This is a genomic window from Streptomyces sp. NPDC107522 (assembly GCF_055657525.1).
In genome coordinates, this window is record NZ_JBVKAU010000006.1 from 428,969 (window position 1) to 447,893 (window position 18,925).

Annotated in this window: 23 protein-coding genes; 12 read left to right on the forward strand and 11 right to left on the reverse strand. The window is 71.1% G+C overall.

The window, feature by feature from the left end; all coding sequences use genetic code 11:
- The first annotated feature begins 5 nt into the window (after positions 1-5).
- The 8 genes from ACZ7L6_RS22260 to ACZ7L6_RS22295 all read left to right on the forward strand — a co-directional run bounded on the left by ACZ7L6_RS22260 (position 6) and on the right by ACZ7L6_RS22295 (position 5,987).
- A complete protein-coding gene (locus ACZ7L6_RS22260) occupies positions 6-575 on the forward strand; it encodes a hypothetical protein (RefSeq protein WP_471926459.1) in 570 nt (189 codons plus the stop codon).
- A gap of 100 nt (positions 576-675) precedes the next feature.
- On the forward strand, positions 676-1,521 hold the full coding sequence (locus ACZ7L6_RS22265) for a helix-turn-helix domain-containing protein (protein WP_471926461.1): 846 nt from the start codon (positions 676-678) through the stop codon (positions 1,519-1,521).
- Complete coding sequence (locus tag ACZ7L6_RS22270; protein WP_471926463.1) at positions 1,518-1,706, forward strand: DUF397 domain-containing protein; 189 nt, start codon at positions 1,518-1,520, stop codon at positions 1,704-1,706. Before ACZ7L6_RS22265 ends, ACZ7L6_RS22270 begins: the two co-directional genes overlap by 4 nt.
- A gap of 4 nt (positions 1,707-1,710) precedes the next feature.
- Entirely contained in the window at positions 1,711-2,046 is a 336-nt protein-coding gene (locus ACZ7L6_RS22275) for a CU044_2847 family protein (protein WP_471926465.1), read from the forward strand.
- Entirely contained in the window at positions 2,043-2,843 is an 801-nt protein-coding gene (locus ACZ7L6_RS22280; protein WP_471926467.1) for a trypsin-like serine protease, read from the forward strand. The genes ACZ7L6_RS22275 and ACZ7L6_RS22280 overlap by 4 nt, the downstream gene beginning before the upstream one ends.
- Before the next feature lie 1,108 nt (positions 2,844-3,951).
- Entirely contained in the window at positions 3,952-4,614 is a 663-nt protein-coding gene (locus ACZ7L6_RS22285; protein WP_471926815.1) for an HAD family hydrolase, read from the forward strand.
- Between the two features lie 42 nt (positions 4,615-4,656).
- Positions 4,657-5,145, forward strand: a complete 489-nt coding sequence (locus ACZ7L6_RS22290) for a YbaK/EbsC family protein (RefSeq protein ID WP_471926469.1) — start codon at positions 4,657-4,659, stop codon at positions 5,143-5,145.
- Positions 5,142-5,987, forward strand: coding sequence for an EamA family transporter (locus tag ACZ7L6_RS22295; RefSeq protein ID WP_471926471.1), 846 nt, complete (start codon positions 5,142-5,144; stop codon positions 5,985-5,987). Before ACZ7L6_RS22290 ends, ACZ7L6_RS22295 begins: the two co-directional genes overlap by 4 nt.
- Before the next feature lie 59 nt (positions 5,988-6,046).
- Here the strand turns inward: ACZ7L6_RS22295 and ACZ7L6_RS22300 are convergent, their stop codons facing one another.
- The 3 genes from ACZ7L6_RS22300 to ACZ7L6_RS22310 form a co-directional block, all read right to left on the reverse strand.
- The gene (locus ACZ7L6_RS22300) at positions 6,047-6,325 is read right to left on the reverse strand and encodes a hypothetical protein (protein WP_471926473.1); all 279 of its coding nucleotides are present in this window, start codon (positions 6,323-6,325) and stop codon (positions 6,047-6,049) included.
- A gap of 85 nt (positions 6,326-6,410) precedes the next feature.
- The gene (locus ACZ7L6_RS22305; RefSeq protein ID WP_471926475.1) at positions 6,411-7,139 is read right to left on the reverse strand and encodes a class I SAM-dependent methyltransferase; all 729 of its coding nucleotides are present in this window, start codon (positions 7,137-7,139) and stop codon (positions 6,411-6,413) included.
- A gap of 19 nt (positions 7,140-7,158) precedes the next feature.
- Complete coding sequence (locus ACZ7L6_RS22310; protein ID WP_471926477.1) at positions 7,159-8,676, reverse strand: purple acid phosphatase family protein; 1,518 nt, start codon at positions 8,674-8,676, stop codon at positions 7,159-7,161.
- A 215-nt stretch (positions 8,677-8,891) separates the two neighbouring features.
- On the opposite strand from ACZ7L6_RS22310, the gene ACZ7L6_RS22315 reads away from it, so the two are divergent.
- Complete coding sequence (locus tag ACZ7L6_RS22315; protein ID WP_471926479.1) at positions 8,892-9,341, forward strand: hypothetical protein; 450 nt, start codon at positions 8,892-8,894, stop codon at positions 9,339-9,341.
- Positions 9,342-9,414: 73 nt separating this feature from the next.
- Here ACZ7L6_RS22315 and ACZ7L6_RS22320 read toward each other — a convergent pair whose 3' ends face one another.
- Positions 9,415-9,879, reverse strand: a complete 465-nt coding sequence (locus ACZ7L6_RS22320) for an HIT family protein (RefSeq protein WP_471926481.1) — start codon at positions 9,877-9,879, stop codon at positions 9,415-9,417.
- A 31-nt stretch (positions 9,880-9,910) separates the two neighbouring features.
- On the opposite strand from ACZ7L6_RS22320, the gene ACZ7L6_RS22325 reads away from it, so the two are divergent.
- Positions 9,911-11,380: a toll/interleukin-1 receptor domain-containing protein gene (locus ACZ7L6_RS22325; RefSeq protein ID WP_471926483.1), complete on the forward strand. Its 1,470-nt coding sequence runs from the start codon at positions 9,911-9,913 to the stop codon at positions 11,378-11,380.
- 55 nt (positions 11,381-11,435) lie between these two features.
- Positions 11,436-11,711, forward strand: coding sequence for a DUF1876 domain-containing protein (locus ACZ7L6_RS22330; RefSeq protein WP_433041903.1), 276 nt, complete (start codon positions 11,436-11,438; stop codon positions 11,709-11,711).
- 102 nt (positions 11,712-11,813) lie between these two features.
- On the opposite strand, the gene ACZ7L6_RS22335 is transcribed toward ACZ7L6_RS22330, so the two are convergent.
- The 6 genes from ACZ7L6_RS22335 to ACZ7L6_RS22360 form a co-directional block, all read right to left on the reverse strand.
- Positions 11,814-12,971, reverse strand: a complete 1,158-nt coding sequence (locus tag ACZ7L6_RS22335) for a serine hydrolase domain-containing protein (RefSeq protein WP_471926485.1) — start codon at positions 12,969-12,971, stop codon at positions 11,814-11,816.
- Positions 12,972-13,060: 89 nt separating this feature from the next.
- Positions 13,061-13,510: an organic hydroperoxide resistance protein gene (locus ACZ7L6_RS22340; RefSeq protein WP_471926487.1), complete on the reverse strand. Its 450-nt coding sequence runs from the start codon at positions 13,508-13,510 to the stop codon at positions 13,061-13,063.
- A 106-nt stretch (positions 13,511-13,616) separates the two neighbouring features.
- A complete protein-coding gene (locus ACZ7L6_RS22345; RefSeq protein WP_471926489.1) occupies positions 13,617-14,087 on the reverse strand; it encodes a MarR family winged helix-turn-helix transcriptional regulator in 471 nt (156 codons plus the stop codon).
- Positions 14,084-14,842, reverse strand: coding sequence for an energy-coupling factor ABC transporter ATP-binding protein (locus ACZ7L6_RS22350; protein ID WP_471926491.1), 759 nt, complete (start codon positions 14,840-14,842; stop codon positions 14,084-14,086). Before ACZ7L6_RS22350 ends, ACZ7L6_RS22345 begins: the two co-directional genes overlap by 4 nt.
- Complete coding sequence (cbiQ, locus tag ACZ7L6_RS22355) at positions 14,830-15,591, reverse strand: cobalt ECF transporter T component CbiQ (RefSeq protein ID WP_471926493.1); 762 nt, start codon at positions 15,589-15,591, stop codon at positions 14,830-14,832. The genes ACZ7L6_RS22350 and cbiQ overlap by 13 nt, the downstream gene beginning before the upstream one ends.
- A gap of 1 nt (position 15,592) precedes the next feature.
- Positions 15,593-16,654, reverse strand: coding sequence for an energy-coupling factor ABC transporter permease (locus ACZ7L6_RS22360; protein ID WP_471926495.1), 1,062 nt, complete (start codon positions 16,652-16,654; stop codon positions 15,593-15,595).
- A 169-nt stretch (positions 16,655-16,823) separates the two neighbouring features.
- Between ACZ7L6_RS22360 and ACZ7L6_RS22365 the strand changes: the two genes are divergently transcribed.
- Positions 16,824-17,186 carry an SsgA family sporulation/cell division regulator gene (locus tag ACZ7L6_RS22365; RefSeq protein ID WP_471926497.1) on the forward strand — a complete coding sequence of 121 codons (363 nt, stop codon included), beginning with the start codon at positions 16,824-16,826 and terminating at the stop codon, positions 17,184-17,186.
- Positions 17,187-17,211: 25 nt separating this feature from the next.
- Here ACZ7L6_RS22365 and ACZ7L6_RS22370 read toward each other — a convergent pair whose 3' ends face one another.
- The gene (locus tag ACZ7L6_RS22370) at positions 17,212-18,894 is read right to left on the reverse strand and encodes a penicillin-binding transpeptidase domain-containing protein (protein ID WP_471926499.1); all 1,683 of its coding nucleotides are present in this window, start codon (positions 18,892-18,894) and stop codon (positions 17,212-17,214) included.
- Positions 18,895-18,925 lie beyond the last annotated feature (31 nt).

Below are 18,925 nucleotides of genomic sequence, written 5' to 3' on the forward strand. Positions count from 1 at the left end.
ACGGGGTGCCCTCACCGGCTGTCTTCACGGGCGCTCTTCGACGTACGAGAGCGACGTACGAGGGCGACACCGTCTCTCTCCCACCCCGCGACCCGGAGGACCCCGAGTCGCTGCGCCGGGCTGTCGGACGGGCCATGGCACCGTACGACTACAACCGCGAGGACATCCCCCATCCGGACCGGGTGGGGGAGTGGGACTACTGGTTCATCTCCGGCGCCGGGTGCGGGTTCGCCGTCCTTCCGGGACACGAGGACGACCCCCGGCTCGTCCGCCACCACGAGTGGACCGAACCGTCCGAGGACCTGCCCCGGTCGCGGTGCCACGGAGGGCCGCGCGGGCTGCTCGACCTCGACGTCGACCGGGCGGAGGCGGCCCTGGAGGCCGCAGAGCGGTGGGCCGACTGGCGGCGGTTCGCCGACCGCCACGACGGTCCGGACCTGCCGGCCGACACGATGATCGTGCGAGTGCCGGCGCCTCCACCAGGAGCAGGCCCCGACCGGACTCGGCGTCCGGGGCCGTCGGCGTGCGCCGGGGCGGGAGGTCGCCGCGGGGTGCGGGGGACAGCAGCACGCTGAAGTTTCGGATGGGGGAGGTGAGTTCGTTTCCGACTTTGTCTCGTGCTGTCTCGGCTGTCTCGGGGGTTGTACGGGTACGAGTGCGCGTCGGAGGTGGGGCATGAACGAGGTTGCGGACGAGGCGGGTTGGGATGTCGAACCGGGGGACGAGATCGAGCCGGTGGTCCAGGCGGTGGGGCGGCTGCTGAAGGTCTGCCGGGAGGCGGCGGGGATGCGGGCGGCCGAGTTCGGGGAGGTCATGGGCTACGGCGAGGACATGATCCGCAAGATGGAGCGGGGGCAGCGGATTCCCCGGCCGGAGTTCCTGGACAGGGCGGACGATGTCCTGAGGGCGCAGGGGCATCTCAAGGCGTTCATGCGGGACATGGAGCAGGCCCGGTATCCCAAGAAGGTGCGCGAACTGGCGGACCTGGAGGGGCGTGCGGTCGAGCTGTTGATGTACGGCAACCACAATCTCCACGGCCTGTTGCAGACCCAGGAGTACATGCGGGCACTGCTTGCGACGTGGCGTCCGGCCTACTCGTCCGACCAGTTGGAGCGAATGGTGGCAGGACGCATGGCTCGTAAGTCCATCTTCGACCGGTCCCCCGCACCAGAGCTCAGCTTTGTCCAGGAAGAGGTAACGCTGCGGCGCCCCATCGGGGACACAATGGTGTTGCGCCGACAGCTCGAACACCTACTGGAGGTGGCCCAGTTGCCTTTCGTGGAGCTTCAGGTGATGCCGACCTCCCGCGCGAACCACCCCGGGACAGGGGGCCGGATTCAGGTGTTGAAGTTCGCCGACGGCACCGGAGTTGGGCGCACCGACGGCGACTTCGGGGGTCGCCCAGTCTCCAACCCGAGGCAGCTCCGGCTTCTTGACCTGCGGTATGGCATTATCCGGGCTCAGGCGCTCACGCCAGGGGAGTCTCTGGCCTTCATCGAGCAAGCGCTGGGAGAACTATGAGCACCCCGGAACTCCACTGGTTCAAGAGCAGCTACAGCGACAGCAGTAACGGCAACGACTGCGTCGAGGTCGCCACCACCCCCGCCACCATCCACATCCGCGACTCCAAGACCCCCGAGCCCCCCCACCTCACCGTCGCCCCGACCGCTTGGACCCGCTTCGTGGCTCACGTTTCGCTACCCTGAGGTCGTGACGGAGCAACCGGCAATTGCCTTACCGCCCGTACGAGTTGAGACCGTCGAGCTCAACGGGAACGGTGCCCGCCAGATCGGCAGCAGGACGCGCCGGTCCGCGCCCCTGGCCGACCGGCAGGACGAGCTGCGGGACGCCATCCGGCAGGCGTCGACGATCGCGCAGGACTCGCTGGCCCAGGTTCCCGAGCGGCATGGCTGGTCGGTCACCAGCATGGAGGTGACCTTCGGGATCACCCTGGCCGCCGAAGCCGGTGTCATCCTCTCGAAGGCGTCGGCCGAGGCATCCTTCGAGGTGACGCTCACCGTGGAACGGACCTCGGGCGCGCCATGACCGGTGGCCCCTACTGGGTGCGGATCAGTGAGGGTGGCAGCCCTCTGGGCGCAGGCCTCCTCCTGACCCGTGTCTACGTACTCACGGCCATGCACTGTCTCCGGGCGGCGCGCGTGCAGTACGGCCGCCTCGATCTCGAACTGGCGGACGGGCGCGCGCTGACGGGTCGCCTGTGCGACTCGGTGAAAGACAGGGACCTCGCCCTCATACACATCGAGGATGCGCACCAGCACGATCTGCCCCTCGCCCCACCTACGGACTGGCCGCGGCCGGATGTGCGATGGCGCGGCACCTACTGCCCGCCGGACGAGCAGACACAGCTCAGCGGACTCGTGTCCCACGCGCCCATCACCTACCGCAGCGTCGAAGGCGGCGAGTTCACGGGAATTCAGCTGACGGTGGAGCAGGGCCTGGGTGACTATTCGGGGTACTCGGGCAGCCCTGTGGACACCGCCCCCGCCGTGGTGGGCATCCTCATGGAGCAGCAGTACCGCCGTGCGGACCCCGACCAGGGCAGCGAGGTGCTCATCGCCGCGTCCGTACGCCACGCCATGGAACTGTTCCCGCACTTCAGCACGGACTCCCTGCGCAACGGAGGCCGGGATCCCGCGGAGGCCTGCGAGCCGGCCGAGCAGGCGACCGAGCGGAACGTGGTTCGGGACGCCGAAGTCGTCCTGAGGGCGCTGCGCCAGTGGGAGGAAGCCGGGTACATCACGCCGGAGGAGGCGCAGGAGCAGCGCGGGCGCACACTGCGGACGTTCGGCGACCGGGCCCTGGGAGGCGACCCTGATGCCTGAGACCGCCGTACAGCCCTGGCGGCGCAGGATCGCTCTCGCCGAGCGGGCGGTCGAGGGGGACAAGGACGCCCTTGACTCCCTGCGGCGCGAGGTCGGCCGGCTCCCCGAGGACGACCAGTTGCTGAACACCCCGGCCGCCGCGGCGGAGACGTCGTATTTCCTCGCCCTGCTGCGTGAACTGGGCGAAGCGGCCGAGCGGGAGTACGGCGTCACGGTGGACACGATCACGCGATGGGTGAATGACGGACTCGTTCCCATGGAGCACCGGTGCGCGGTGCACAACCGGATCGCCACCGTCCTCGCCGAGAGCGGATACGACTGGGAGGCCCGCTGGGCTCTGCGCGGGGCGTTGAAGGCCGCCCGGACGCCGCTCGAGGAGGCGTACACCCTTGCCCAGCTCAGCGCGGTGTTCGTCCGGCTGCAGGGGCGGTTTGCCGCCCGGGAGTACGCCGAACGGGCCGCCGGACTTGTCTCCGAGGCCGATGACTCGGCGGCGTGGCTCGACGTACGGATGCGGTCGGCCCACACGTTGTTCCTGATCGAGTACGGCGGACCACTGCGGTACCAGGGGAGGCTGCCCGGCCTGGTGCGGGAACTGGTGGACGTCTGCGACCGGCAGATCGACCGCTGGGGGAACGACCATCCCCGGGCGCTGGAAGCCCTCGTGATCATGACGGTGGCGCAGCACGCGGAGGCCGCGGCGCAGCGTGACATCGCCGCCCTGGAGCGGTTGACCGATGTCCTCGCCGTGACAGTCCAGCGGTCCGCGAGTCTGCTCGGGGCACGGCATCCACAGGCCAGGGCCGCACGCGAGGCGCTTCTGAAGGCCCACGAGATCACGATAGGCGCCCGAGCGGATCAGGAGGAGCGGGAGCGGATCGAGCGGGAACGAACCCGGCGGGAGGAGCGGGAACGAGCGAGGGCACGGGCGCGGTCGGCTGAGAACGGCCCGACGACGCAGCCACAGCAACCGAGGCCGGGGGGCGAGGGCGAGGGGACCGCGATGTCCGCCAGCCCGCTGCTCACCGCCGTCTCGGATGTCCGTACTCCGCACGACCCAGCCGGGGATCCAACGGGGGATCTACGCGAGGCCATCACCCGTGCCCAAGTGGTGCTCTGGGACTTCGACGGGCCGATCTGCCGCCTGTTCGCCGGGCGTTCGGCGGACTGGGCGGCGAGCACGCTGGTGCAATGGCTGGAAGCCCGGGGCCTGCACGGCCTGCTGACGGACGCCGAACAGGAGTACCTCGACCCTCAGGTCGTACTGCGCGCGGTGGACCGCCGGCATCCTGGCAGCGATCTCGTCACCGAGCTGGAGGAGTACGTCACGCAGGAAGAACTGAAGGCCGTCTCCTCGGCATATCCCACGCCGTATGCCGACCCGCTCATCCACACGTGGCGTGCCATGGGCGCACGGCTGGCCATCACCACCGACAACTCCCGGCGTGCGGTCCGCGCATATCTGGAGTCTCGGAGCCTGATGTCCTGTTTCACCCCATACATCTACGGCCGCACCCTGGACCTCCATCTCCTCAAGCCCGACCCGCACGTGCTCAACCGCGCGCTGAACGGCATGGGCGCGGCACCGCGGCACGCGTTGGTGATCGGCGGCGAGCCGACGGACTACCAGGCCGCCCGTCGGGCCCGGGTGCCGTTCCTCGGCTACGCGCGCAACGACCGCAAGGCGAAGCTGCTGAGGGATGCCGGAGCCGAGCTGGTCGTCGGGTCGCTGGAACCAGTGCTCCGGATCGTGCGCTCGCAGTCCCGATAACCCTGTCGCGTGCCCCGTACATCCACCGCTACCGTGCCCTGCATGACGACAGCCGCCCACCCCCGTTTCGCCGCCGCCCTCGAAGAGCTGGGCCTGGGTGAACTGCACGCGCGGATCCGCCGCTTCCCGGACGCCACCCGTACCGCCGCCGAGGCCGCCGCCGCGATCGGGTGCGAGCTCAGCCAGATCTGCAAGTCGCTCATCTTCGCCGCCGACGGGGTGCCGGTGCTGGTGCTCATGGACGGGGCGTCCCGGGTGGACGTGGAGCGGGTGCGGCAGGAGCTCGGGGCGGAGAAGGTCACGCGGGCCAAGGCGGACGTCGTACGGGACACGACGGGGTATGCCATCGGGGGCGTACCGCCCTTCGGGCACCGTACGAAGACACGTGTGCTCGCCGATCGGTCGCTGCTGGAGCACGACGTCGTATGGGCCGCCGCGGGCACGCCGTACACCGTCTTCCCCATGGAACCCAAGGAACTTGTCGCGCACGCCGGTGCCGCCCTCGTGGACGTGCGCGAGCAGACTTCGTGACCCCGCTGGTCGCGGCCGCCGTCCTGCTGGCGGCCGTCACGCACGCCAGTTGGAACGCCATCGCCCACAAGATCACCGACAAGCTGGTCGCCTTCACGCTCATCGCGGGCGGCGGAGTGCTGATCGGCGCGGTTATCGCGCCCTTCGCCGCGTTCCCGGCGGCGGGGGCGTGGCCGTATCTCGCCGCCTCGGCCCTCGTCCATGTCGTCTACTTCGTGCTGCTGATGAAGTCGTTCCGGCTGGGCGACTTCGGGCAGGCCTACCCCATCGCGCGCGGCACCGCGCCCCTCGTCGTCGCCGTACTCGCCGCCTTCGTGGCGCACGAGGTGCCGGACGGATGGGCGGCCGCAGGCATCGCCCTGTCCTGCGCGGGGCTCACCGGCGTCGCCCTGTGGGGGCTGCGCGGGCACCGGCCCAACCGGGCGGCGATCGGCGCGGCGTTGGCGACCGGGCTGAGCATCGCGGCGTACACCGTCCTCGACGGGCTGGGCGTACGGGCCTCGGGGTCGTCCGTCGGCTATATCGCCTGGCTGATGATGGCCGAGGGCCTCGCGATCCCGGCGTACGCCGTCTGGCGCTGGCGCCGGGAGACGGTCGCCGTGCTGCGGCCGTTCGCCGGGGTGGGGCTGCTGGGTGCGGCGCTGTCCGTCGCCGCGTACGGGCTCGTCCTGTGGGCGCAGACCAAGGCGGAGCTGGCGCCGATCGCCGCCCTGCGGGAGTCCTCGATCATCGTCGGGGCCGCGATCGGGGCCGTCTTCTTCAAGGAGAGCTTCGGGGCGCCCCGGATCGCCGCCGCGGCGCTGCTGGTCGTCGGGATCGGGATGATGCTGCACGCGAGTTAGGGAGCCCCGGCCGTGGGCCGGGGCTCCCTCGCCGGTCAGGCGGTCATGCGCTCAGTCGGTCACTTGTCGAAGGCGGCGTTGTTGCAGCCCATCGTCGAACCGAGGTGGTTGGCCTGGCCGCCCGAGTTGCCCTCGCCGTTGAGGCCGTTGCCCAGGACGCCGTTGAGGACCCCGACGATGCCGAGGATGTCGATGTTCAGGTCGTGGGACTTGCAGCTGGTGCTCTGCCCGACCTTGACGTCGTTGCCCCGGCCGTCGGCGTGGGCCGTGCCCGCGCCCACGAGCGCGACGCTGCTGAGGGCGGCGACCAGGACAGCGGCCTTGCGAAGCTTGTGCATGTCATCTCCGGTGGAGTGAGGTGGATGCAATGCGTGAGGGGTGAGCCCTTACGATTAAGGGGGATTATGTAAGAAATGCCCCAAATCATCCTGCGGCGCGCCGAGTTTTGCGATCTTTGCCGACCCGGAAGGCGAACTGACCGCAGTACGTGAGCTTCCGCAGGTTCACCAAGGCCGTTCTGCGCCGCTCCTGTTTCCCCCACCCGTCGATCTCGGTGTTGAGCGGGGACTGCTCGTCCCAGTAACGGCTGTACTCGGCCGGCCGGCCGAGGTAACTCCGCATGATCAGGGCCACTCCGTCGAGCGAGGGCCGGATCTCCTCCAGCGTGAGCCCCGCCTCCTCGACCAGTACGCGGAAGCCGTACGGCGTGTAGTTCCACAGGCTGAAGGAGTGGTACGGCTCCAACTGGGATGTTGATCCGATGAAAAGCCCACCGGGCTCCAGTACTCGGGCGATCTCCGCCAGCAGTTCGCGTGGGCGGGCGACGTGTTCGAAGACCTGGTGCGAGTAGACCAGCGGGAGCGAGTCCGAGCCGAGGGGGAGGTGGACGCCGTCGTAGTGCACCACCGGGTCACCGCCGGGCGTGCGCTGTCCGGCCTCCGGTGAGTCGCGGATGTCCACGCCGACCCACCGCACATCCGGGTCGTGCTTGCGGAAGAGCTCGGCGGAGGTGCCGCGTCCGCACCCCAGATCGACGACCAGCCCGGGTGCGCCCGGGGCGCCCATCACCTCGTCGAGGTAGTAGCGCGAGGTGACCTGGCGCGCGTGGTCGTCGGGGATGCAGTCCCGCATGAGCTCCCAGAGGGTCGCCATGCTCCGATGCTACGGACACTCACCGTCGCCCGCTCGTCACGCCCTGTTGTGCCCGCTGTGCGACGCCGGACAGGTCGTGCGCCGTCACGCTGTTGCGGTCGGTGACCGAGCGGCCCAGGGCGTGGTGCGGCCACAGGCCCGCGGCGACCCGGCGACTGCGCTCGTTCCACTGGCGGGCCGCCGGGTCGTCGGCCTTGTAGTGGTTGAGGGCGTAACCGCCGGAGTGGATGCGCAGGAGGGTGAAGCCGCCGGGGTACTCCTTGGCGGCGGCGACCTCCTGCTGGGTGACGTGCGGGGCCCGCGGCAGCACGGTGCGCTTGTTGCGGTGCGTGTGGCCTGCGTGGTGGAGGAAGACGCCGGGGGCTTGCGCATAGGCGTCGAGCAGCGCGCGGGCCTGGCGGCGCTCCAGGCACTGGCCGCGGGTCACCGGGAACACCGAGTCCCGCACGGTCAGCGGATGGTGGCCGAACACCAGCGTCGGCTGGTCCGGGGCCTCCTTCAGACGCGCCTGGAACCAGGCCAGTTGCTCGGGTCCGAGCCCGCCCGCGTCGGCGCCGTTGCCGGTCTTGACGTAGGTGTCGAGGCCGATGATCCGCAGCCCGCCGAGGTCGCGGGCGAAGTACCCGGGGCCGTCGACGCCCGGAAAGCCCGGGAAGGCGGCGTGGAAGGCGTTGTCCCCGTCCAGGGCGGTCCCGGCGCGGTCATGGTTGCCGCTTACGACGAAGTAGTCCCGCCCGTGCGTGCCGAAGCCGTCCAGGATCCGCCGGGCCTCGCCGAGGTCGTGGGCCGCCCCGCCGGCCGAGATGTCGCCCCCGGCCAGCAGCACGTCCGCCCCGCGCCGCCGGGCCTCCTCGACCAGGGCCCGGCTCATGAGCTCCGGATACGGGGCACGCCCCGGCTGCTGGGACACACCGCGCGGCAGGGGCAGGCCGCCTACGAGGCCCGCGGTGGTCTCGCCGAGGTGCAGGTCGTTGCAGAGCGCGATCGACAGCAGGTGCCGGCCGGGCGGCGGCTGCGGGGTGGTGAAGGAGTACGGCCCGCCACGCGTGCCGAACCCGAACGTCGACGTGCCCACCGCGTTGCCGCGCACCAGGTGCAGCGGGGTGGGCGTGGCGGCGACGCCGCGTGAGCGGGCCTGGTAGTAGTACGTCTGCCCCGGTTCCAGGTCCGTGAGCTCGACCTGGTGGTGGGCGGTCGGCCGGCCCTCGGAGGCGGTGCGGTTGAGCCGGGAGGGGTGGGTGCCGTAGACGACCTCGCCCTCGGTGATCGCGGGGAGGGGGTGGCCCAGGCCGTCGTTGGTGCCCGGGATGCCGGTGTACCAGGTGACGACGGCGCGGTCCTCGGTGAGCGTGACCAGTTCCAGGTTGACCGCGGCCAGGTCGTCGGGGTGATGGGAGCGCGCCCGCTGCACGGCGGCGGAGGCGGTGCGCAGCAGGGCGGGGGCGAGGCGGGCACCGGAGCGCAGCACCTCGCAGGGGCCCGGGAAGGCAGACAGGGCCGCGAGAGCGGGGAGGTGGGCGGAGAAGCAGCAGCGCATGTCCTCGATGTGGCCCAGGGCGGTGAACGGGAGAGGTGGCGGTGGCGGCGGGGCCAGGTCCGGCGCGCGACATCTCCGCGGAACGCGACATCTCCATGGAAGCAGGGCGAAGGCGGTCACCGAAGCGAGTGTGCCGAGTCTCACTGATCCCGAGTTGCGGTCTTTGCGCCCGCACTATGATCGTCGCGGCGACAGTGCACCGAGGGGGCAGGTCTGTGACGGCGCTGAGCGAGGGGTCGGACGCGGAGGCCGGCGGCAGGGTGCCGCTGGACGCGGACCGGATCAAGCAGCTGGAGTTCATCCAGGCGACGATCACGCGCCTCGGCACCAACTCGTTTCTCGTCAAGGGCTGGACGCTGACCCTGGCCGCGGGTCTGCTCGCGCTCTCCGCCAGCCGGTTCAGCTGGCAGCTCGCGACCGTCGGCGCGGTGCCGCTGCTCTGCTTCTGGTACCTGGACTGCTTCTTTCTGCGCCAGGAAAGGGCCTACCGCAGGCTCTACGACGACGCCCGGCGCCCCGGCAGCACGGTCGAGGTGCTGTCCATGGACGTGGGGCCGTATCTCGCGCGGATGCCCTGGCCGGAGGTCTGGCTGACGCCGACGCTGCTGCTGTTCTACACGCCTCTGCTGCTCGCCGACCTCGCGCTGGTCGTTCTCGCCCTGTGAGCCTGTGAGCCTGTGAGCCTGTGAGCCTGTGACCTCACCGTCGCGCGCGGCGGACTCACCGCGCCCGGCGAACTCACCGCGTCGTGCGGCCGATCGCCGCGGAGAGGCGGGCGGCGAGCGCGTCGGCGGCGGCGTCGTCCTCGTCCCGGGAACCCGCACGGAAACCGGCGCCCTTCGGCGGCCAGATGGGACCCATCGCGTCCCCGGGCCTGCGCGGCACGAGATGCACATGGGTGTGGAACACCGTCTGTGTGGCCGTCGCGCCCGCGGAGTTGATGACGTTCATGCCGTCGGGGCTCAGCAGCGCGCGCAGCGCCCTGCCCACCACCATCACGGTGTCGAACAGGCGTTGGGCATCCGCCTCGCCCATCGCCCACAGGTCCGCCGAGTGCACCCTCGGCACGACCAGCGTGTGCCCCCGGGTGGCCGGCGCCAGCGGGAAGAAGGCGAGGGTGTGCGCATCCTCGTAGACCATGCGCGCCTTGCCGGTGCCGGAGGCGATCTCACAGAAGGGGCAAGCCTGTTCACGGGCGTTCATGGAGCCTCCCGGTCGCTCTAGGGTGTGCGGCGTGGGCGGCATCTTCATCAACTACCGCAGGGGCGATCACGAAGACGTCGTGCGGGAACTGTACGACCGACTCGAACATCATTTCGGCGAGGACCAGGTTTTCCGTGATGTCGTCTCGATCGTGCCGGGACAGCGGTACCCCGACACGCTGCGGGAGCGGGTGGCGGACTGCGAGGTGCTGCTCGTCGTGGTGCACCGGGGGTGGGCGGACGCGCGGGGCGAGTCCGGCGAGCGGCGGCTGGACGACCCCACGGACTGGGTCCGCCGGGAGATCGACCAGGCGCTGCACACCGGCAAGACCGTCATCCCCCTGCTGCTGGACGGCGCCACCCCGCCGAGACCCGGCCAACTCCCCGAACCCGTCCGGGACCTGGCCCACCGCAACGCCCAGTTCCTGCGCACCGCCCGCTTCGACGCCGACCTCGCGGAACTGATCGCCGTCCTGGAGACCGAGGTGGCCCGGAGCTGGCGGCCGATCCCGCCACCGGAGCCGGGGTACCGGCCGGGCCGCCTGCTGGGTGCCGTCACAGCACTGCTGTGCGGCGCCCTGCTGCTCACGGTCCCGGCACTGCCCCGCGACGAGGGCTGGTACCGCCGGGGCGACCTGCCCTGGACCCTGTACGCCGCGCTGGCGTCCTGCCTGCTGCTGTGCGCGCCGCTCGTCGCGGTGGCCGTCGTCCGCTTTCCGCTGCGGCGCCCCGTCGACCGGTGGGAGCGCGAGTTGCATACGGTCAAGCACCGGACGTACATCCGGCAGACCTGGCCGGTGATCGCCGGACTCGTGGTCTTCGTGCTGTTCAGCGCCGTGTCCGCGTGGGACGAAGGGGGCGAGTTCGCGGCCCTGGTGCTGCTGCTGGCGCTCGGGCTGGTCGGCGGGCGCACGGCCGCCGCCCACGTCCGGATCACGCGGCAGGAGGCCGACCTGTGGGCGCGCTGGCCGCAGACCCTGCCCACACCGGTGACCCGGGTCGTGCTGCGCCGGGCGATCGCGCGGCTGGACCTGCGGCTCGCCGGGGCGCGGGCGCCGCTCTCGCGCGAGCAGCGGGAGAAGGCGCGGTGGGAACTGGACGACCTGCGCGCGGCGGTGCGCCGGGTGGCGGACGAGGCCGGGCGCTCCCGGGCGGCGTGGCTGCGCGAGGACCACCCCTGGCTCCTCGGCGGCCATGCCGTGGGCCTGACGCTGATCGCGGCCCTGGCCCTGGCGTCCGGGGTGGCCTTCGAGGCGGTCGGGGAGGGCGGGCCCCGCGTCCATCTGGCGCTGGTGGCCGTCGTGCTGATCGGCGTGGGTCTGGCGCTGGCAACCCTGGAGCTCGGCCACCGCCACCAGCGCAGGCTGCGCACCGACCTGGTGACGGAGGCGACCGAGCGGATCGCCGCACTGGCCGACCGGGTGACCGCCCTCAGCGCCCCGGCCCGCACCAAACGTCCCACTCCGGCCCCGCGTCCCGAGGAGTTCGCCGAGCCCGACTAGTCGGCGGCCCACTCCGAGGCGCACCCTGGAAGCAGATGTTCCGGAGGTGATCGTCATGATGCGAACCACAGTGGGATGGCACGTCGAGCTGGAGTTCCAGGAGGACGAGACACACACCAGGGCGGTGGCGCTGGTACGGCTCCCCGACGGCACCGAGGTACGGGCCCACGGGCACGCCACACGGCACCACACCGACGCGAATCAGCCACGCGTCGGTGAGGAGATCGCCGGCGCACGCGCACTGAACGAACTGGCGATGCAGATGCTCACCAAGGCGCACGGGGAGATCGACCAGGCATCCGGGCGCACCTCGCACCCGATCCACATCTGACAGCCCGACAGCCGCACGCGCCGACGGACGCGTGCGGCTGTCACCAAGCGGGCCGATACACCGAGCAAGCGGGCCGATACCCCGAGCGGGCCGACGCGGCGGCTACGCCAGGACCGACCGCACCGCCCGTACCAGCCCCTGCGCCCTCGGATCCGCCGTCACCGTCTTGCGGAAGCCGTTCGTCACATAACCGAACGCGATGCCCGTCTCCGGGTCGGCGAAGCCGAGGGCGCCGCCGCGCCCCGGGTGGCCGAAGGAGCCCGGGCCCAGCAAGGGGGACGCGGTGCCGTGCAGCATGTAGCCGAGGCCGAAGCGGGTGTTGACCACCAGGACGCGGTCCGGCCCCGCCGACTCCTCCGCCCGGGCGAGCTCGACCGTCGCCGGTTCGAAGAGCCGTACGCCGTCGACCTCGCCGATCAGCGCCGCGTAGAAGCGGGCCAAGGCGTCGGCGGTGGCGATGCCGTTCGTCGCGGGGAGGGCGGCGGCGCGGTAGGCGGGGTCGTTCTGGTCGGGGAACGGGGTGATCGCGGCGAAGGCCCTGCGGGTGAGGGAGTCCGGGTCGTCGTAGGCCGCGGTGACCGAGCGCTTCGGGCGCGAACGCAGTCCGCCGACCGGCTCGGGCCCCTCCACCCGGCCGACCCGGCCCACCCGGCCCGCCTCCGACTCCGGCAGCCCCAGCCACAGATCCAGGCCCAGCGGACCGGCGATCTCCGCCGCGAGCCACTCGCCGGCCCATTGACCCGTCACCCGGCGCACGAGCTCGTCCAGCAGCCAGCCGTACGTCAGCGCGTGATAGCCGTGGTCGGTGCCAGGCTCCCACACGGGCGCCTGCGCGGTCACCGCCTCGGGGCCGCGATGCGGGTCCAGCGCCTCCTCGGGCGTGAGCGGGCGGTCGAGGACCGGCAGCCCGGCGCGATGGTTCAGCACGTGCCGCACCAGCAGCCGCTCCTTGCCGTGCGCCTTGAACTCCGGCCAGTACTCGCCCACCGGCGCGTCCAGGTCCAGCTCCCCACGCTGGTGCAGGAGCAGGGGTACGGCGGCGGCGACGCCCTTGGTCGCCGAGCGCACGACCTGCGCGGTGCCGTGCTGCCACGGCTCCCCGCCGTCGACATCCTTCGTACCCGCCCACAGGTCGACGACCTTGCGCCCGTCCCGGTACACGGTGACGGCGGCGCCCCGCTCCCCGAGCGTGGCGAAGTTCCGTACGAACGCCTCCCTGACCGGCTCGAAGCCCTCGGCCACTGTGCCGTTCACGTCCACGCCCGTGCTCCTCACCCACTGTCGTGCCTGCGACAGTCAGTCCAACATGGGTCCGCGGCCTTCGATTCCGTTGTGTGGCCGACGTCTCGCTAGCCGAGCAGGATCGTGACGTCGATGTTGCCGCGGGTCGCGTTGGAGTACGGGCAGACGTCGTGCGCCGCGTCGACCAGCTTGGCCGCGAGGTCCGCGTCCAGCACCGGCAGGGAGACGCTGAGGGCGACCGCGAGGCCGTAGCCGCGGTGCTTGTTGGGGCCGATGCCGACCTTGGCGGCGACCGTGGATCCGGTGAGGTCGTAGCCCTCGCGGTTGCCGACCAGGATCAGCGCGTTGTGGAAGCAGGAGCTGTAGCCGGCGGCGAAGAGCTGCTCGGGGTTGGTGCCGTTGCCGTCGCCGCCCAGCTCCGGGGGCATCGCGACCTTGAGGTCGATCTGGCCGTCCTGACTGGTGACATAGCCGTCCCGGCCGCCATGCGCGGTGGCCTCGGCGACGTACATGATCTTCGTCGGACGGGTGTCCACGGCGATGCTCTCTTCGGTCATGGTTGGCCCTCCCCCATAAAGGCGCGCACAAATGCATCGTGCACAAGGTACTGGCCGGTAAGGTGACTTCTGTTACCAGGGGGTGGCAACCGGGGGTAACGCGAGATCAGCGAGGGTGGTCCGCAGTCGAGTGCGCTGTTGTCGCGAGCGCCCACAACTCCTTGCGCAACCGTGCGACCCCCGCTGCGTCGAGCCCCGTCGCCGTGAGCAGTGCGCCGGGTACGCACTTCGCCCGCTCCCGCAGTTCTTCCCCGCGCCCGGTGACGGCCACCAGCACGGACCGCTCGTCCCGCGCCGACCGCTCACGGCGTACCAGGCCCGCAGCCTCCAGCCGCTTCAGCAGCGGGGAGACGGTGCCGTAGTCGAGCCGCAGGGCGGCGGCGAGTTCCTTGACCGTCGCCTCGCCGCGCTCCCACAGGACCAGCAGCACGAGGTACTGCGGGTAGGTCAGGCCGAGTTCGTCGAGGAGCGGGCGGTAGGCAGCCGTCATCGCCCGCTGGGCGGCGTACAGCGCGAAGCAGAGCTGGTCGTCCAGGGACAGCGACCCGGCGGCCTCTTCGTCGTGTTGACCCGTCACGCGCCCATTGTCACGGACCGCGGGTCGAAGCCGAACGGCAGCTCCAGGCGGTGCGCGCGCATCAGCTCCTCGTCGGCCAGGAGCTCACCCGTCTTGCCGTCCGCCGCGATCACGCCGTCGCTGAGGATCAAGGAGCGGGGGCACAGCTCCAGCGCGTACGGCAGGTCGTGCGTGACCATGAGCACGGTCACGTCCAACGAGCGCAGGATGTCGGCCAGTTCGCGGCGCGAGGCGGGGTCGAGGTTGGAGGACGGCTCGTCGAGGACCAGGATTTCCGGCTCCATCGCCAGCACGGTCGCCACCGCGACCCGGCGCCGCTGCCCGAAGGAGAGGTGGTGCGGCGGGCGGTCCTTGAACTCCGCCATGCCGACCCGCGCGAGCGCCCGGTCGACCCGTTCCTCCAGCTCGGCGCCCTTCAGCCCGGCGGCCGCGGGACCGAAGGCGACGTCCTCGCGCACCGTCGGCATGAACAACTGGTCGTCCGGGTCCTGGAAGACGATCCCGACCCGGCGCCGGATCTCGGCCATGTGCTGCTTGCCGACGGGCAGTCCGGCGACCTTCACCGTGCCGGTGCCGCCGGAGAGGATGCCGTTGAGGTGGAGGACGAGGGTCGTCTTGCCGGCGCCGTTCGGGCCGAGCAGCGCGACCCGCTCGCCGCGCGCGATCGAGAAGTCCACCCCGAACAGGGCCTGGTGGCCGTCGGGGTACGCGAAGGCCAGTCCGGCCACTTCCAGTGAAGGTGTCACAGGGCCCATCCCAGCAGACAGACGACGAGGGCGGCGCAGGGGAGTGCGAGGGCGTACGACCACTGCGCCCGGGACGCGGTCACCTCGTCGATGACCGGCATCGAACCGGCGTACCCGCGGCTGACCATGGCGAGGTGCACCCGCTCGCCGCGTTCGTAGGAGCGGATGAACAGCGCGCCCGCCGACTTGGCGAGCACGCCCCAGTGGCGCACACCCCGCGCCTCGAAGCCGCGCGACTCACGGGCGATCCGCATCCGCCGCATCTCGTCGGTGATGACATCGCCGTACCGGATCATGAAGGACGCGATCTGCACGAGCAGCGGCGGGAGCTTCAACCGCTGGAGGCCGAGGAGCAGTTCGCGCAGTTCGGTCGTGGCGGCGAGGAGGACGGAGGCGGCGACGCCCAGCGTGCCCTTGGCGAGCACGTTCCACGCGCCCCACAGCCCGCTCACGCTCAGCGACATCCCCAGCACCTCGACCCGCTCGCCCTCCGCCACGAACGGCATCAGCACGGCGAACGCGACGAACGGCACCTCGATCAGCAGCCGTTTGAGCAGGAACCCGGCGGGCACGCGGGCGACGTACGCGACGAGCGCGAGCAGGACGGCGTACAGGCCGAACGCCCACATCGCCTCCCGCGGCGTCGACACCACGACCAGCACGAACGCGAACGTCGCGGCCAGCTTGGTGTGCGGCGGCAGGACGTGCACGGGGGAGTGCCCGTGCCGGTAGAGCCGGTGCGCGTGCCCTGCGCCCATGTCAGACGCTCGAACTCGCGGACGAGGCCGTGCTCGACGGGGAGACGTCGTCCGTACGGCGCCTGCGCACCGTCCAGAACACCGCGCTGCCCGCGACCACCGTGACACCGACGCCGATCACGCCCGCCAGACCGCCGGACAGGCGGGCGTCGGTGATGTCCTTGACGCCGTAGTCGGCGAGCGGGGAGTCGGCGCTCGCGTGGTCCTCGGCCTTCTTGTCGATGCCGTGGTCGGCGGCGACCTTCTCCAGACCGTCCGGGCTCGCGGAGGCGTAGAAGCTGACGAACCCGGCGAGGACCAGGGAGATGACGAGGCCGACGGCCCACACCTTGCGCGGGGAGCGGGCGGCGACCGGGACCGGCTCGGCGGCGGGGGCGTCGACCAGCTCGCCGTTGACCCGCAGCTGCAGACGCTGACGCAGGTCGCGTGCGCCGTACACGAGGTCGGGGCGTACGGCGACGACGGCGCCGACGGTCAGCGCGGTGATCGCGGCCTCCCCGATGCCGATCAGGATGTGCACGCCGACCATGGCGGCGGCGACCTTGCCGATGGCGACGTCGGTGGTGCCGCCGATCGCGTACATGAGCGTGAAGGCGAGTGCGGCCGCCGGCACGGACAGCAGGGCGGCGACGAAGGAGGCGGCGGTGATCGAGCGGCGGCTCCTGGGCAGCACCTTCACCAGGCCGCGGAAGACGGCGTAGGCGACGACCGTCGTGACCACGGCCATGTTGGTGATGTTCACGCCGAGCGCGGTCAGCCCGCCGTCCGCGAAGAGGATGCCCTGCATGAGCAGGACGACGGAGATGCACAACACGCCCGTGTACGGGCCGACGAGGATCGCCGCGAGCGCGCCGCCCAGCAGATGGCCGCTGGTGCCCGCCGCGACGGGGAAGTTCAGCATCTGCACCGCGAAGATGAACGCGGCCACCAGACCGGCCAGCGGCGCGGTCCGCTCGTCGAGCTCACGGCGCGCGCCGCGCAGGCTCACGGCAACGGCGGCAGCGGCGGCCACTCCGGTCGCGACCGAGGTGGGGGCGTCTATGAATCCGTCAGGTACGTGCACCGTTCGATGATAGTGGCTTAATGCGAATGAGTTGCAAGAGCGAGGGGCTTGTGTATCGCACAGCTGATATACGCCCGCTTCCGCGGGCGCATTCGGGAAGATATGCGACATTGGAGGGGGAGCGGAGGTACAGCTTTCGCATAGGTCACGCAGCGTAAGGGGCCGTCCGATGTCTGTAGTCGAGCAGTACGCGCGAGCCCATATCGTCACGGACGCGGACATCCTGGCGGAGGAGCAGGACGCCGTCCCGGTGGTCCTGCGCTACGACCCCGAGACGGACCCGCGCTCGGTGCGGATCCGGCTGCCCGGGCGTGAGGCCCATGAGTGGACGTTCTCGCGGTCCCTGCTGGAACAGGGGCTGCGGGCGCCGGCCGAGAGCGGCGAGATACGGGTGTGGCCGTGTGGGCGGGTACAGGCCGTGGTGGAGTTCCACTCGGCCGACGGTGTTTCCGTGGTGCAGTTCGAGTCGAAGGCGTTGATGAGGTTCCTGCGGCGGACATATCTGGCCGCCGCCGCACCCGTGAGCCGCTGAGAGCCTGTGCCACAGGCTCTCGGGCTCAGCCGCCCGTCTTCAGCAGTGCCGCCACGATCGGGCCCGCCGTCTCTCCGCCGTGGCCGCCCGACTGGACCACGCCCGCCGCGGCCAGGTCGCCCCGGTAGGCGGTGAACCAGCCGTTCGGCTTCTTCTGGCCGTCGACCTCCGCCGAGCCGGTCTTCGCGCCGACGTCGCCGGTGACCCCGGCCATCGCCTCGGCCGCGGTGCCGTAGGCCGCCGTGTAGGACATCAGCTCGCGCAGCTGGGCGAGGGTGGCCGCCGACATGCTGCGGGAGGCCGTGGCGAGGGTGCGGTTGTCGACCGTCGGAGCCACCAGGTAGGGCTGCTTGAAGGTGCCCGTCTTGACCGTTGCCGAGACCGACGCCATGTTCAGCGGGTTCATCCGCACCCCGCCCTGGCCGATGAGCGAGGCCGCCATCTGCGCCTGGGACTGGACCGGGACGGAGCCGTCGAAGGTCGGGACGCCGACGGACCAGTTGTTGAGGGAGAGCCCGAAGACCTGCTGGGCCTGCTTGGTCAGGCTGTCGTTGTCCAGCTTGCCGGCCTGGCTGATGAAGGCCGTGTTGCAGGAGCGGGCGAAGCTCGCCTTGAACGTGCCGCCCTTGATCTCGAACTTGTCGTCGTTCTGGAACTTCCAGCCGCCGTACGTGAAGTACTTCGGGCAGGGGTGCTGCTTGTCCGGCGAGGCGAGCCCCTTCTCGATCAGCAGCGAGGAGGTGATGACCTTCATCGTGGAGCCGGGGGCGAGGGAGCCCTGGAACGCCGTGTTGAAGCCGTGCGAGGAGTTCGCGACCGCCAGGATCTCGCCGGTCGACGGGCGCAGCACGACCACCGACGCCTTCGACTTCGCCGCCACCTGCTGCTCCGCCGCGGCCTGCAGCGTCGGGCTCAGCGTCGTCTTCACCGTGCCCGGCGTGCCCTTGCTCAGCTCCAGCAGGGTCTTGTCGGACAGCTCGGCCTTCTTGGACTCCTTGCCCCGGATCACCTGGAGCTCGACGCCCGCCTTGCCGCCGGCCTTGTCGCCGTACTTCTCGCGCAGCCCGTCCAGGACCGAGCCCAGCGACGGGTACTTGTCCTCGGTGATCTCGCCGCCGTCCCGGTCCAGCGCCTTGACGGGCGGGGTGCCGGACGCGCCGGTGACGAGGGTGTCGCCGTCCTTCAGGTCGGGGTGGACGACCGCGGAGTGCCAGTCGACGAGCGGCTTGCCGTCCTCGGCGCGCCGGACGACGGTCAGCGAACTGTCGTACGTGAGCGGCTTGCTGGTGCCCTGGTACGACACCGTGCCCTTCACGGAGAAGGGGACCTTGTCGCCGGTGCGGGCGCCGGCGGTGAGGGTGACGTCCTTGATGTGGGCGTCCTTGGTGTAGCCGGTCAGCAGGGCCTGCGCGGCCGCGCTGTCGTCCGTGGCGGCGGCCGCCCGGTCCACCTTGCCCTGCTGCCAGGCGGTGAGGAACGTCTCGGCCGCGGTCGTGACCTCCTTGGCCGACAGCGGGCCGGTCTTGACCTTCTTCGCCTTCTGGTCGGCAGCGGAGGATGTCGTCTCCGTACGGCTGTCGGCCGCGGCTCCGCCGCCGTACAGGGCGTAGACGCCGAACCCCGCGCCGCCGACGACCACGGCGATCATCCCGCCGAGCACGGCGGGACTGGTCTTCCGTCGCTCGGCGACGCGTCTTCTGTTACCCACTGCTGTCCGTTTCCCTCGCGTATCCCAGGGG

What these genes read in the sequence shown, in the direction of transcription:
- ACZ7L6_RS22265 (WP_471926461.1), top strand. Translation starts at nt 676, where the DNA reads ATGAACGAGGTTGCGGACGAGGCGGGTTGGGATGTCGAACCGGGGGAC.
- ACZ7L6_RS22270 (WP_471926463.1), top strand. Translation starts at nt 1,518, where the DNA reads ATGAGCACCCCGGAACTCCACTGGTTCAAGAGCAGCTACAGCGACAGC.
- ACZ7L6_RS22280 (WP_471926467.1), top strand. Translation starts at nt 2,043, where the DNA reads ATGACCGGTGGCCCCTACTGGGTGCGGATCAGTGAGGGTGGCAGCCCT.
- ACZ7L6_RS22290 (WP_471926469.1), top strand. Translation starts at nt 4,657, where the DNA reads ATGACGACAGCCGCCCACCCCCGTTTCGCCGCCGCCCTCGAAGAGCTG.
- ACZ7L6_RS22300 (WP_471926473.1), bottom strand. Translation starts at nt 6,325, where the DNA reads ATGCACAAGCTTCGCAAGGCCGCTGTCCTGGTCGCCGCCCTCAGCAGC.
- ACZ7L6_RS22305 (WP_471926475.1), bottom strand. Translation starts at nt 7,139, where the DNA reads ATGGCGACCCTCTGGGAGCTCATGCGGGACTGCATCCCCGACGACCAC.
- ACZ7L6_RS22310 (WP_471926477.1), bottom strand. Translation starts at nt 8,676, where the DNA reads ATGCGCTGCTGCTTCTCCGCCCACCTCCCCGCTCTCGCGGCCCTGTCT.
- ACZ7L6_RS22320 (WP_471926481.1), bottom strand. Translation starts at nt 9,879, where the DNA reads ATGAACGCCCGTGAACAGGCTTGCCCCTTCTGTGAGATCGCCTCCGGC.
- ACZ7L6_RS22330 (WP_433041903.1), top strand. Translation starts at nt 11,436, where the DNA reads ATGATGCGAACCACAGTGGGATGGCACGTCGAGCTGGAGTTCCAGGAG.
- ACZ7L6_RS22340 (WP_471926487.1), bottom strand. Translation starts at nt 13,510, where the DNA reads ATGACCGAAGAGAGCATCGCCGTGGACACCCGTCCGACGAAGATCATG.
- ACZ7L6_RS22350 (WP_471926491.1), bottom strand. Translation starts at nt 14,842, where the DNA reads ATGGGCCCTGTGACACCTTCACTGGAAGTGGCCGGACTGGCCTTCGCG.
- cbiQ (WP_471926493.1), bottom strand. Translation starts at nt 15,591, where the DNA reads ATGGGCGCAGGGCACGCGCACCGGCTCTACCGGCACGGGCACTCCCCC.
- ACZ7L6_RS22365 (WP_471926497.1), top strand. Translation starts at nt 16,824, where the DNA reads ATGTCTGTAGTCGAGCAGTACGCGCGAGCCCATATCGTCACGGACGCG.